Source organism: Pandoraea pneumonica, from assembly GCF_902459645.1.
In the GTDB taxonomy this organism is placed as follows: Bacteria; Pseudomonadota; Gammaproteobacteria; order Burkholderiales; family Burkholderiaceae; genus Pandoraea; species Pandoraea pneumonica.
Map to the genome: position 1 here is coordinate 178,811 of NZ_CABPSK010000006.1, position 13,461 is coordinate 192,271.

12 protein-coding genes are annotated in these 13,461 nt (G+C 64.1%); 9 read left to right on the plus strand and 3 right to left on the minus strand.

All coding sequences use genetic code 11. The features are described from left to right. The 5 genes from cyoB (at position 1) to PPN31114_RS24480 (ending at position 4,771) form a co-directional block, all read left to right on the plus strand. Complete coding sequence (gene cyoB, locus PPN31114_RS24460) at positions 1-2,007, plus strand: cytochrome o ubiquinol oxidase subunit I (protein ID WP_150682131.1); 2,007 nt, start codon at positions 1-3, stop codon at positions 2,005-2,007. Continuing rightward, positions 2,007-2,639, plus strand: coding sequence for a cytochrome o ubiquinol oxidase subunit III (gene cyoC, locus PPN31114_RS24465; RefSeq protein ID WP_150682132.1), 633 nt, complete (start codon positions 2,007-2,009; stop codon positions 2,637-2,639). The genes cyoB and cyoC overlap by 1 nt, the downstream gene beginning before the upstream one ends. Next, positions 2,636-3,007, plus strand: a complete 372-nt coding sequence (gene cyoD, locus PPN31114_RS24470; RefSeq protein ID WP_150682133.1) for a cytochrome o ubiquinol oxidase subunit IV — start codon at positions 2,636-2,638, stop codon at positions 3,005-3,007. The genes cyoC and cyoD overlap by 4 nt, the downstream gene beginning before the upstream one ends. A gap of 2 nt (positions 3,008-3,009) precedes the next feature. After that, positions 3,010-3,960 (plus strand): LysR family transcriptional regulator, encoded by a 951-nt coding sequence (locus PPN31114_RS24475; protein ID WP_150682134.1) that lies wholly within the window; start codon positions 3,010-3,012, stop codon positions 3,958-3,960. Between the two features lie 145 nt (positions 3,961-4,105). Next, positions 4,106-4,771, plus strand: coding sequence for a hypothetical protein (locus tag PPN31114_RS24480; protein ID WP_150682135.1), 666 nt, complete (start codon positions 4,106-4,108; stop codon positions 4,769-4,771). Here the strand turns inward: PPN31114_RS24480 and PPN31114_RS24485 are convergent. From PPN31114_RS24485 to hpnC, 3 genes are all read right to left on the minus strand, one after another. Beyond that, positions 4,696-5,883 carry an NAD(P)H-dependent flavin oxidoreductase gene (locus PPN31114_RS24485; protein WP_150682136.1) on the minus strand — a complete coding sequence of 396 codons (1,188 nt, stop codon included), beginning with the start codon at positions 5,881-5,883 and terminating at the stop codon, positions 4,696-4,698. The genes PPN31114_RS24480 and PPN31114_RS24485 overlap by 76 nt on opposite strands. Positions 5,884-6,048: 165 nt before the next feature. Further along, a complete protein-coding gene (locus PPN31114_RS24490; RefSeq protein ID WP_246182729.1) occupies positions 6,049-7,059 on the minus strand; it encodes a DMT family transporter in 1,011 nt (336 codons plus the stop codon). A gap of 205 nt (positions 7,060-7,264) precedes the next feature. Further along, positions 7,265-8,131 (minus strand): squalene synthase HpnC, encoded by an 867-nt coding sequence (gene hpnC, locus PPN31114_RS24495; RefSeq protein ID WP_150682137.1) that lies wholly within the window; start codon positions 8,129-8,131, stop codon positions 7,265-7,267. A 340-nt stretch (positions 8,132-8,471) separates the two neighbouring features. Between hpnC and hpnD the strand changes: the two genes are divergently transcribed. From hpnD to PPN31114_RS24515, 4 genes are all read left to right on the plus strand, one after another. Next, on the plus strand, positions 8,472-9,320 hold the full coding sequence (hpnD, locus tag PPN31114_RS24500; RefSeq protein WP_150682138.1) for a presqualene diphosphate synthase HpnD: 849 nt from the start codon (positions 8,472-8,474) through the stop codon (positions 9,318-9,320). Next, positions 9,320-10,573: a hydroxysqualene dehydroxylase HpnE gene (gene hpnE, locus PPN31114_RS24505; RefSeq protein ID WP_150682139.1), complete on the plus strand. Its 1,254-nt coding sequence runs from the start codon at positions 9,320-9,322 to the stop codon at positions 10,571-10,573. Before hpnD ends, hpnE begins: the two co-directional genes overlap by 1 nt. A gap of 136 nt (positions 10,574-10,709) precedes the next feature. Continuing rightward, positions 10,710-12,683, plus strand: coding sequence for a squalene--hopene cyclase (gene shc / locus PPN31114_RS24510; protein ID WP_150682195.1), 1,974 nt, complete (start codon positions 10,710-10,712; stop codon positions 12,681-12,683). An 8-nt stretch (positions 12,684-12,691) separates the two neighbouring features. Then, entirely contained in the window at positions 12,692-13,384 is a 693-nt protein-coding gene (locus PPN31114_RS24515; RefSeq protein ID WP_150682140.1) for a phosphorylase, read from the plus strand. Positions 13,385-13,461: the final 77 nt, after the last annotated feature.

Here is a 13,461-nt window from a genome sequence, read left to right on the forward strand (position 1 = left end):
ATGCTCGGAAAACTCGATCTCGACGCCATCCCGCTGCATGAGCCCATCATCATGGGCACGCTCGTGGTGGTGTTGCTGGGCGGCGCCGCGCTGCTCGGCGCTATTACGTATTACCGCAAGTGGCAGTACCTCTGGACGGAATGGATCACGTCCGTCGACCACAAGCGCATCGGTGTGATGTACATCGTGCTCGCACTCGTCATGCTGCTGCGCGGCTTTGCCGACGCCATCATGATGCGTGCGCAACAGGCCGTGGCGGCCGGTGGCGAAGCGGGCTATCTGCCGCCGCATCACTACGACCAGATTTTTACCGCGCACGGCGTGATCATGATCTTCTTCGTGGCGACGCCTCTGGTGCTGGGCCTGATGAACGTGATCGTGCCGCTGCAAATCGGTGCGCGCGACGTGGCGTTCCCGTTCGTGAACTCGCTCTCGTTCTGGCTGGCGGCCATGGGCGCGGTGCTGGTCATGATGTCGATGTTCGTTGGCGACTTCGCCGCAACGGGCTGGGTGGCCTACCCGCCGCTCTCGGAGCTGGGGTATAGCCCAACCGTTGGGGTGGATTACTACATCTGGTCGCTACAGATATCCGGGCTTGGCACCACGCTGACCGGCATCAACTTCATCGTGACGATTCTGCGCATGCGTGCCCCCGGCATGAACCTGATGAAGATGCCGGTGTTCACGTGGACGGCGCTCATCACCAACATCCTGATCGTGGCCGTGTTCCCGGTGCTGACGGCCACGCTCGCGCTGCTCACCGCCGACCGCTATCTGGGCATGCACTTCTTCACGAACGAGCTGGGCGGCAACGCCATGATGTACGTGAACCTGATCTGGATTTGGGGCCACCCCGAGGTCTATATCCTGATTCTGCCCGCGTTCGGTGCGTTCTCGGAGATCATCGCCACGTTCTCGCGCAAGCCGTTGTTCGGCTACAAGTCGATGGTGTACGCGACGTCGTCGATCGGCATTCTGTCGTTCTTCGTATGGCTGCACCACTTCTTCACGATGGGCTCGGGCGCGAACGTCAATGCCTTCTTCGGCATCATGACGACGATCATCTCGATTCCCACCGGCGTGAAGCTGTTCAACTGGCTCTTCACGATGTATCAGGGCCGCATTCGCTACCACTCGTCTACGCTCTGGACGATCGGGTTCATGGTGACGTTTGCCATCGGCGGCATGACCGGCGTGCTGTTGGCCGTGCCGGGCGCGGACTTTGTGCTGCACAACTCGCTGTTCTTGGTCGCCCACTTCCACAACGTGATCATCGGTGGCGTGGTGTTCGGATGCTTGGCAGGGATTACGTTCTGGTTCCCGAAGGTCTTCGGCTTCACGCTCAACGAGCGCTGGGGCAAGATTTCGTTCTTCTGCTGGCTGGTGGGTTTCTATCTGGCCTTCATGCCGCTGTACGTGCTCGGCTTCAAGGGCATGACGCGCCGCATGAACCACTACGTGCAAGCCGATTGGCAGCCGTATCTGATCGTGGCCGCCGTGGGCGCCGCCGTGATCGGGCTGGGCATTCTGGCGTTCATCGTGCAATTGGTGGTGAGCGTGCGCGACCGGCATGCCAACCGCGACCTCACGGGCGACCCGTGGGATGCGCGCAGTCTGGAGTGGGCCACGTCGTCTCCCGCACCGTTCTACAACTTCGCACACGTGCCGCATATCGACTCGCTCGAACAGCACTGGGACGACAAGGTGCGCGGCCTCGCATGGCGTGAGCCGAAGCACTATGAAGAGATTCATATGCCGCGTAATACCGGCACGGGCTTCGTGGTGTCGGTGTTCAGCATGGTGATGTGCTTCGCCCTCATCTGGCATATCTGGTGGCTGGCAGGCGCAAGTCTTGTCGCGACCATTGCCACGTTCCTGTGGCGCACCTACGACCGCGATGTCGATTACTACGTGCCTGCGGCTGAAGTCGAGCGCATCGAGCGGGCACGTTACGCCGATCTGCGCGCCGCGCAGCCGCAGTCTCACTCCATTCCAAAGGCAGCCTGATGTCTGGCGCAACCCTCAACCCTACGCAAGGGCACGCCGGTGCCCGCCTCCACGACACCGCACACGGGCATCACGATGCGGGCGCGAACACCACGCTCGGCTTCTGGATCTACCTGATGAGCGACTGCCTCATCTTCTGTGTGCTGTTCGCCACATTTGGCGTGCTGGCGCAGAACACGGCAGGTGGCCCCATCGGGCGCGAATTGTTCGAGCTGCCGTTCGTGCTCGGCGAGACCATGCTGCTGTTGCTCTCGAGCTTCACGTTCGGGCTGGCATCGCTCTCGATTCGCCCGGGCAACGAAGCCAATGTGAAACGGTGGCTTTGGCTCACCTTCGCGCTTGGCGCGGCGTTCGTCGCGATGGAAGTGTACGAATTCTCGGCACTCATTCATGAAGGGGCCGGGCCGGGACGCAGTGCGTTCCTGTCGGCCTTCTTCACGCTCGTGGGCACGCACGGGCTGCACGTGACGTGCGGCTTGCTGTGGCTGGTGGTGATGATTGATCAGATTCGCCGCTTCGGCTTCGACGACGTGGTGCGCCGCCGCCTGCAATGCCTGAGCCTGTTCTGGCACTTTCTGGATCTGGTCTGGATCTGCGTTTTCACCTTCGTTTATCTGCGGGAGTTCGTATGACGAGCGCACACGCACAAACGCACGCCGCAGGGGCCTCGCATGGCGGCCTGCGCGATTATGTGATCGGCTTCTTCTTGTCGCTGGTGCTGACCTTCGCCTCGTTCGGTGCGGTCATGCTCGGCGTGGTGCCGCGCGGCATGGGTCTGGCCACCATCGTGGTGCTCTGCGTTGCGCAGTTGATCGTGCAACTGGTGTATTTCCTGCACATCGGCGCGAAGCGCGACCAGCGGCAGAATTCGGCCATTTTCCTGTGTACTGCCGGGCTGATCGCGATCATCGTGGCCGGTTCGCTGTGGGTGATGCATAACGCCAACACCAACATGATGCCCACGCACATGTCGATCGAACGGGCCAAGCTGCGCGACTGATCATGGACCGCCTCAAATGCATGGAGGTGTTCGTTCAGGTGGTGCGCGCTGGCAGTCTTAGCGCCGGTGCGGCCGCCTGTGCGATGTCGCCGGTGACGGCGGCGCGTCATGTGCAGGCATTGGAGTCTCGGCTCGGGCAAGCGCTGCTGCACCGCAGTGGGCGGCGGCAGGTACCCACGGCGTTGGGGGCGCGCTATTTTGCCGAGTGCGCCGAAGTGCTGGCACGCGTAGAGAACGCCGACGCGCTGGGTGACGCCGGGGCGAGTGGCGCGTCTGCTGCTGCCTCGGCCATGCATGCGGCGCGCCGCCCGCTCGGGCAGCTTCGCGTGAGTGCACCGACGACGGTGGGCGCGCATCTGCTCATGCCACTGCTCGCGGAGTATTTGCGCACGCATCCGGATGTCGCGCTCGATCTTGATCTCAAGGACCGCGCTGTCGATCTCGAGGAAGAGGGGATTCACGCGGCGTTTCAGGCCGGTGGTCTGCCGGAGCCGGGCCTTGTCGCGCATACGTTGCGGGGCGTGACGCGCGTGGCGTGCGCATCGCCCGCGTATTTGGCTCGTCGCGGTGTGCCGCGTCAGCCTGGCGATCTTGCCGGGCACGATTGCCTTGGATTTCGCTACGACGATGCCCACGGACGGTGGCAACTTGCCGACGGGCCTCGCGGCGCAACGCAGGCGCACACGACGCAACACGACGTTCGTCTGATTGCCGACAACCCATTCGCACAGTTGCAGGCGGCGGTGTGCGGCATGGGGATCGCTTTGCTGCCCGAGTATTTGCTCGCCCCCGAAGTGGCGGCGGGGCGTCTCGTCCGTGTGCTGGAAGCCGACGCCACGGTGAGCGAACCCATGCATCTGGTGCATCTGGCGGGGCGTTACGTGTCGGCCAAGCTGGAAGACTTCGTCGGCTATATGGTCGCGCGGCTGGGGCCGGAGGCGTGCCCAGCCTAGGCTCGCGCGGGGCGTCGGTCAGCACCCGGACCGGCGTCGCGCCCGCGCGTCGCGACTTCGGCTAAGATGCCGATATCTCAATCGCGGCCGATGCGATATCTCCCAGAGCGTGGCACCTCAAGCACGCCTTCCTGACGATCCGGTAATGACTCGACAACGCAAGTCGTGGCGTCGAGCATGCGCTTGCATGCTCGCGGGCGCGGCGCTGTTCGCACAGGCATCAACGGTGTGGGCGCAGCCGCCGCAATACAAGAGCGAAGCCGAACTCATGGGCGCCGCTATCGCTTCGCCCGAAGGGGTGGGGCAGGTGCTCGGGCAACTGGTGCAGAAGTGCGGTTTGTACGGCGAAGCGACGCGCTCGCACGGCAACGCGGCGTTGCGCGCCTGGGAATCGCGGCACCGCGACTATCTGCTCGAAGGCCGCCGCGTGCGCGCCGAATTACAGGCGAGCTACACCGACCCGCAGGCGCGCGCGAGTTTCGATGAATTGCTGCGCACGCAATTGCCGATGCTCGTGGAACGGCAATTCACCGTCTACGCGCGAAGCATCGACGATCAACCGACCGAAAGCGGCAAAGCCGGTCTGTGCGATAGCTATTTCAACGCCGTCGATGACCGGCAATTCGACTTGACGGTGAACGACCCCGCGCTCGCCGCGTTCTTCGATAAGCGTATTGCTGCGCGTAATGCTGGCACCAGCGGCAACAACGGTGGCTCTGGCGGTACTAACGCCGATCAGGCAGCGGCGACGACGGATGTCGCCTCGGCGGCATCGGCACCTTCGGCGGGCGACTCGCCGGTGAGCAAATAGCGCATCAAATCGGCCACGGGCCGGATACGCTCGCCAAACGGCAACGGATCGCGTCCCCGGAAGAACAACCCGCGCGCCACGTCGCCGCGTACGGCCTGCGCCAGCTTCAGATCGATGCAAAACTGGCCGATTCGCGCGACACCATCGCGCAGGCCACACGCCTGAAGGCAGTCGAAGCCTTCCAGGCACTGACGCACCTTGGCTTTCGCTTGCAATGCGGTTTCGCGTGAGAGATAGCGCTTGAGCCACGGCGTGAGCACGGCGCGCGCAGGCAAGCCCGCGACGCTCGTGAATTCCGCGATGTCTTCCGGGCGCGCCGTCGCGAGCACTTCCTTGAATGCCGGATGCGCGTCGGATTCTTCAGTGACGGCGAAGGCGGTGCCCAGTTGAACACCCGCCGCTCCTTGGGCCAGCCAGTGCTTCACTTGTTCGTGGGTATGGATGCCGCCCGCGACGATCAGCGGCACGCGCGCCCATTCGATACCCAGCGACGTGTAGATGTCGCGGCACTCCGTCAGCACGCGTTCGAACGAGAAGCGGGCGTCGCCCAGGTCTTCAATACGCGATGCGCCCAGATGACCGCCCGCGTGCGCCGGATGCTCGATGACGATGGCATCGGGCAAACGGCCTTTCTTGAGCCATTTGCGCAGCACGAGACTCACGCCGCGAGAGTCCGACAGAATCGGGATCAGGGCCACGTTCGGGTACGCGGCAGTGAGTTCAGGCAAGTCGAGCGGCAAGCCCGCGCCCATGACGATGGCATCGGCTCCGCTCTCGCAGGCTTGACGCACCAGCGACGCATGGGCGCTCACGGCCTTCATCACGTTCACGGCGACGAGCCCATGGCCATCGGCCAACTGCTTAGCCGCGCGGACTTCACGATCGAGGGCGATCAGGTTGACCGCTTCGATCGCAGACTTGTCGCGCGTGCCTTCCACTTGCGCGAGCAAATCGGGATGGTGGTGCCGTAGATCGATGCTCGCAATCGTCCCCATACCGTTGTTGCGCGCGACCGTGCCCGCCAGCCGGTGTGCGGAGATACCGATTCCCATGCCGCCTTGTACCACCGGCACCAGCCGGCGACCGGCCAGCGTTAGCCATTGCTCGTTCATGTCAGTTCCATTCGTCGGAGAGCGCCCGGCAACGCACAGCAGTGCTGCGACAGGCGGGCATGCGCGTGACGGCGACCGATGGGCCGGCGTCGGTGGTCGCATGCGTGAGGGCAGTCTGTCATGCCCCCGGCGAACGGCTTTTGCGATGGGTCAAGCGTGTGGGGATCAGGCGGCGGTGTCGGTGCGGCATGACGTCGCAGCGGGTTTGGCCGGTGCGGGTTTCGACACAGTGCCCAGCGCGATGCCGCCGACGATGAGCGCAAGCGCGAGCCAGACATCGAGCCCGAGCGATTCGCGCAGGAGGAGCGCGGACGCGAGCGTGCCGACCACGGGCACGCCGAGCAGGCCAAGCGACGTGACGCCCGCGGGCAACTGGCGCGTCACGACGCCAGCGAGCCAGTAAGCGATGCCGCCGCCGACGATGCCGCCGTAGGTCATCAGGCCAGCAAACCCCGCCAATCCGGCGATGCGTGGTGCGCCATCGAAAATGGCCGCCAGCGTGCACAAGATCACGCTGGCGAGCAGCAACTGCCACGGGCTCAGTTCGAATGGCCCGTTGACCCAGCGATGCGCCCGCATGTGCACGATGGCGATGGCCCAGACGAAGGCGGAGGCGAGCACGAGTGCGTTGCCGAACACGGCGTTGCGGTCATGCCAGTTGAACGCCAGTGGGTTGAACATCACCGCGATGCCGAGCAGGCCGAAGGCGATACCGACTAAACGGCGTGGGGTGAGGGCTTCACCCAGCCAGAGACGGGCGGCGGGCATGACCCAGAGCGGTGTGGTGTAGGCGAGTACGGCCGAGCGCCCGGCGCTCACGTATTGGAGGCTGATGGCGACCAGCAGCGAGAAGACGGTCATGTGCAGCAGACCGACGCTCAAGATCACGGGCAGGTCGCCGCGTTTGGGCAAGACCAGCCGTCGTGTGGCCGCGCAGATGATGAAGAGCGTGATCATGCCGACCGTCGAGCGAAACGCGGTGCTCCACCACGGTGAGACATGAGCGAGCAGCGCTTTGCTGACCGGCCAGTTCACGCCCCACATGACGATCACGATGGCGAAGATCAGACCCGCGCGAGAGCGGGCAGGGGCGTCGTGTGTGCCGTGGGTACCTTGGATGCCTTGGGCGTTGCGCCGTGGCGATGCAAGTCGTTGTAAGGCGGCAGGCAGATTCACGGCGCGCGGCTCCGGGGCTCCAGATCGTGAGAGGGCGGCGCGCCGTGCCTCGGGCACGACGCGCGCTGACATCACGTTAGGGCAAGCGTGGCCGCAAGAGAAGCGCCAGCGACGCGTGTATCGATGGTGCCACTGGCTTCAAGGGGCCGGTTCCGCTGGGGTGGGGTGGGGGCTGGGTCGGATTTAGGGCCGGTTGTGAGCCGGGTTAGGCCGGAGCCAGCGCCTTCGGTGGCCGCCCGCTGAGCTTCATGCACAAGCCACGCATGAATACGCGTACGCCATCGCTTTTGCCCAACTGCGGACGGTGATGGAAGACGTCATAGTTGGCGGCCTCGATCATCTCGAGAATGCGCAAGCCGCCATGCACCACGCAGCACAATTCCAGTCCGAAACGTCCGGGCACGCGGTTCGCCAGCGGTGCGCCGCGCAGCATCATCTGACGCGCGAAGTCGACCTCGTAGCGCATCAGCGCGCGCCAACGGTCGTCGAAGTGCTTCGCGCCGATGTCCGCGTCGCTCACGCCAAAGCGCGCCATGTCGTCTTGCGGCAGATACACGCGAGCCTTGCGCCAGTCGACTTCCACGTCCTGCCAGAAGTTGATGATTTGCAGGGCGGAGCAGATATCGTCGGAGCAGGCGATATTCTCGGGCGTGTCGAGCTTGAACAGGGCCAGCATGATGCGCCCGACCGGATCGGCCGAGCGGCGCGAGTAGTCGCGCAAGTCTGCGAACGTGGCGTAGCGTTTGACCTCGATATCCTGATCGAAGGCCGAGAGCAGATCGGAGAACGGCTGCACCGAGAGCTTGTGTTCGGCAATCACCTGCGCGAGCGCGGCGAACAGCGGCTTGTCGGGGGACGTGGGCACGCCTGCGGCAATCTTGTCGAGCTCGGCCTGATAGGCGGCCAGCCCGGCGTGGCGCTCGGCGTTCGTCGCGTCGCCCTCGTCGGCAATGTCGTCGGCCGTACGGGCAAAGTTGTAGATCACGCCCACCGGCGCGCGCATCTCGCGCGGCAGCAGGACGCTCGCGACCGGGAAGTTCTCGTAATGCTCGATCTTGGCGTCGGAAGTCATCGGGCTGGTGAGGCAAAAATAGGGCAAATCGGGAGAGGCACGCCTGCGGCATAAATCTCTCGCGATTATTGCGAAAACCGGGATAACGACGGCGGCGGGCCAGCGACCGTTCGACGGTGGCGGCGCGCGTAGCGGCGATTGTCAAAAAAACGTCGGGAAATCAAGGCTGCGGGCCGTTTTGCACCCGTCTGGCCTCCCCGTAACGCCCCGAGATTCTATGCTATCGTTCCGAATCCTGGCGGGAAAGTCACGCCAATCCCCGGTATACTTCCCCCCTTGCAAGAATCCCCTGAGTGTTTTCTGTGGTGTCACCCTGTTCCCCTGCACGACGAGGAGCCTCGTGAGCGTCGCCGAACCGATCGAAATTTCGCCTGAGCAAAGCAGCGCACGTGTAGCGTCCGGCAGCAGCTTTTATGCCGCCATGCGCATTTTGCCGCCCGCCCAGCGCGAAGGCATGTTCGAGATTTATGCCTTTTGCCGCGCCGTGGACGACATTGCCGACGACGGCGAAGACACGTCTGCGAGCCGTATGGCGCGCCTGGCGGTCTGGCGCCGCGATCTGGCCGATCTTTATGAAGGTCGTCCGTCGCCGTCGCTCGCCAACTTGGCTCGTGTGGTCAAGCAATTCGGCCTGAAGCACGACGACTTCCTCGCTGTCATCGACGGCATGGAAATGGACGCCTGCGGTCCCATCGTCGCCCCCGATCTCCCCACGCTCGATCTCTATTGCGATCGCGTGGCGAGCGCCGTCGGCCGCTTGTCGGTCAAAGTGTTCGGCATGCCGGAGCAGGAGGGTATCGATCTGTCGTACCACCTCGGGCGCGCGCTGCAACTGACCAATATCTTGCGCGATATCGACGAAGACGCCGCCATCGGGCGCGTCTATCTGCCGCGCGAGACGCTGGCCGACGCCGGTATCGTGAACGCGACGCCCGCGATGATGGCCAATGCGCAGCTCGACCGTGCCTGTGCGCCGCTCGTGGCGCAGGCGCATGAGCATTATGCGAAAGCGCGCGCCATCATGGCGCGTCATCCTCGCCGTGTGGTGATTGCGCCTGCGGTGATGGCCAAGGCTTACGGTGCGATTCTCGACAAACTGATTGCGCGCGGTTTTGCCGCGCCGCGTGAGCGCGTGCGTGTGCCGCGCTGGCGTCTGATCTTGATGCTGCTGCGGCAGATGGTTTTCTGATGGTGGGCAAGGTTCATGTCATCGGCGCCGGCCTCGCAGGCCTGGCCGCCGCGGTAAGACTTGCCACGCGCGGCGTGCCTGTCGTGCTGCACGAAGCCGCGCCGCAGGCAGGCGGGCGTTGCCGTTCGTACTTCGACCGCACGCTGAACGCCGTTATCGACAACGGTAACCATCTGGTGCTCTCGGGCAATACGACGATGCGCGAGTTCACGCGCACGATCGGCTCGGAACATACGCTGACAGGGCCGGGACGCGCCGAATTCGCGTTCGTCGATCTCGACAGCGACGAGCGCTGGACGGTGAAGTTGTCGGAAGGCCGCCTGCCGTGGTGGATTTTCGACAAGCACGCTCGCGTGCCCGGCACGAAGTGGTCGGACTATCTGTCGCTCGCGCCGTTGCTGCGTGCTGGCCCCGACGCGACGATGACCGACGCGATGAACTGCCCGCCAGCACTCTACAAGCGACTGATTCATCCGCTGTTTTTGGCCGTACTCAACGCCGATCCGGCCGAAGGCTCGGCGCAGATGGCCGCTGCTGTGATCCGCGAGACGCTCGCGGCCGGTGGCCGCGCCTGTCATCCGCTGATTGCAAGCGATGGGCTCGACGTGTCGTTCGTCAACCCGGCGCTGGCGTATCTGGAAGCGAAGGGCGCGCAGGTCATGTTGCAGCACCGGGTGCGTGCCATGGCGTACTCGGCGGACGGCAGCCGTGTCGAGTCGATCGATTTCGGCGATGGCCCTGAGATGCTTGGTGCCGACGATTCGGTGGTACTTGCCGTGCCCCCGAATGTCGCCGCATCGCTCGTGCCCGACCTGACGACGCCGGACGAGTACCGCGCCATCGTCAACGCGCACTTTCAGGTGCCGCCCCCGCCGGGCTGCCCGCCGATGATCGGTGTGGTGAATGGCGTGAGCGACTGGATTTTCGCGTTCGACGGCCGCTTATCGGTGACGATCAGCGGCGCCGACCATCTGCTCGACGAGTCGCGCGAATCGCTCGCGCAACGCATTTGGGAAGAGGTGGCGAAGGCCTGCCAGGTGCCGTCCACGCCGATGCCCGTGTGGCAATTGGTGCGTGAGAAGCGCGCCACGTTTGCCGCCACGCCGGCGCAAGACAAACGCCGTCCCGCGGCGGCGACCCGCTGGCGCAATCTCGTGCTCGCCGGCGATTGGACCGCCACCGGCCTGCCCGCGACCATCGAAGGCGCGTTGCGAAGTGGCAACCGCGCCGCCGATTTACTGAGCCCGGCCTGATTTGGCTGGTTGAAAAGGCAAGACTGTCATGGATACGATTCGCGATGCTTCCGAGAAGGAAGCGCGACGCACGGCCACTGCGACCGCAGTGGACCTCAAACTGCATACCGAACTTGCCCAGAAGCTGAGCACGGCAATGGCGACGCAAACGCTTGAGACGGGCATCGATCGTTCGATCACGGCTTTGCTCGATCTGCAACAGGACAACGGTCACTGGCTGTTCGAGCTCGAAGCCGATGCGACGATTCCGGCCGAGTACGTGTTGCTGCGCCATCACCTCGGCGAGAAAGTCGACGCGGACCTCGAAGCCAAGGTCGCCGCCTATCTGCGCCGTATTCAGGGCGAGCACGGCGGCTGGCCGCTGTTCCATAACGGCAAGTTCGACATGAGCGCGAGCGTGAAGGCGTACTTCGCGCTCAAGATGATCGGTGAGCCGATCGACGCGCCGCACATGGTGCGCGCACGCGAAGCCATCATTGCGCGCGGTGGTGCGCAGAATTCGAACGTGTTCACGCGCATCTTGCTGGCGCTCTACGGCGTGCTCGAATGGAAGGCAGTGCCGATGATGCCGGTCGAGATCATGCTGCTGCCGAAGTGGTTCCCGTTCCATCTCTCGAAGGTGTCGTACTGGGCGCGCACGGTGATCGTGCCGCTGCTCGTGTTGCAGGCGAAGCGCCCGCTCGCGCGCAACCCGAAGGGCGTGGGCATCGACGAACTGTTCATTGGCAGCCCGAAGGACGTGGGGCCGCCTAAGCGCGCACCGCACCAGAGCCGCTTCTGGTTCACCTTCTTCTCCGGTGTCGACCACGTTTTGCGTGCGCTCGATCCGTTCTTCCCGAAAAAGCTGCGCGAGAAGTCGATCAAGCGCGCGGTGGAGTTTGTCGAAGAGCGTTTGAACGGCGAAGACGGGCTGGGCGCGATTTATCCGGCCATGGCCAACTCGGTCATGATGTACGACGTGCTCGGTTACCCGGAAGATCACCCGAGCCGCGCGATTGCGCGCAAGTCGGTCGAGAAGCTGGTGACGCCGGCCGATCACGAGACGTATGTGCAGCCGTGCTTGTCGCCGGTGTGGGATACGGCGCTCTCCGCTCACGCATTGCTGGAAACGGGCGACAAGCGCGCCATCGAGCAAGCGGGGAAGGGGCTGGAGTGGCTGATTCCGCTGCAAATTCTCGATGTGCGCGGCGACTGGATTTCGCGTCGTCCGAACGTGCGTCCGGGTGGCTGGGCGTTTCAATTCGCGAATCCGCATTATCCGGACGTGGACGACACGGCCGTGGTCGCGATGGCGATGGACCGCTACGAGAAACTGGCCGGGAAGTTTGACGACGTGAAGGTCGATCAAGCCGACCCGAAGGCGCACGCGATGCGCTACGCGATCGATCGCGGCACGGAGTGGGTGATCGGCATGCAGAGCAGCAATGGCGGCTGGGGCGCATTCGAGCCCGAGAACACGCATCTGTATCTGAACAACATTCCGTTCTCCGATCACGGCGCGCTGCTCGATCCGCCGACGGTCGACGTGTCGGCACGCTGCCTGTCGATGCTGGCACAGTTGCCGACGTCGCCGGAACGTAAGGCCTCGGCCGATCTGGCGCTCAAGTACATCCTCGACGATCAGGAAGCCGACGGTAGCTGGTATGGCCGCTGGGGCATGAATTTCGTCTACGGCACGTGGTCGGCCATGTGCGGTTTGCAGGCCGCCGGTTTGCAGCCGGAACACCCGGCGATGGCGCGCGCAGCGCAATGGATGCTCTCGATCCAGAACGCCGATGGCGGCTGGGGCGAAGACGGCGACAGCTACAAGCTCGAGTACAAGGGCTATGAGGCGGCGCCGAGTACGTCGTCGCAAACGGCTTGGGCATTGCTGGGCCTCATGGCAGCGGGTAAGGCCAACGATCCGGCCGTCAAGCGCGGCATCGACTACCTGCTGAACACGCAGAACGACGAAGGGCTGTGGGACGAGGAGTTGTACACCGCGACCGGTTTCCCGCGCGTGTTCTATCTGCGTTATCACGGCTATCGCAAGTTCTTCCCGCTGTGGGCGCTCGCACGTTATCGCAATCTGACTGTGCGCAACGACTGCCCAGTACCCTGCGGGATGTGAATTTGCCAATGACTTCGCCCATCATCGTTGTGACCGGCATGCCCTTCGAAGCTCGCATTGCGCGCGGCGATGGTGTGCGTGTGGTTTGCGCACAGAACCATACGCTGGCGGGCGAACTGGAAGCAGCGATTGCGCAGGGCGCTCGCGGGCTAGTGAGTTTTGGCACGGCGGGTGGCCTGATTCCGGGGTTGAAGCCGGGGCAATGGGTCATCGCACACAAGGTGCTGGATATGCCGGACAACGCGCGCGAATACGTGTCCGCGATTGCGTGGGCCGATGCGTTACGTCGCGCTATGCCGGGAGCGCTGCGCGCCGATCTGGCTGGTGTGACGGCGCCGGTGGTCACGGCCGACGATAAGGCCGCGCTGTGTCGCGATAGCGGGGCGGCAGCGGCCGACATGGAGTCGCATATCGTCGCGCGCGTGGCTGCGGCACACGGGTTGCCTTTCGTGGTGGCGCGGGTGGTGATCGATCCGGCAGAGCGGACGTTGCCACCGGCCGCGCTCGCTGGCATGCGGCCCGATGGGTCGGTCAATCTTTTCGGTGTGTTGGGTTCGCTCGTGAAAAACCCGCTGCAACTGCCCGCGCTACTGCGCGTCGGGAAAGACGCGGGACACGCCAAGCAGGCAATGCGCTTCGGACGCGAAGTCATCGCGTTGCGCCTCGGTGAGGGCTTCGGTGCTGCGGCTGGGGGAATCTGACGGTCTGACGGTCATCTCACGGCCAACAAAAAAGCCAGTTTGCGTTATCGGCAAACTGGCTTTTTCTTGGGTGTCAT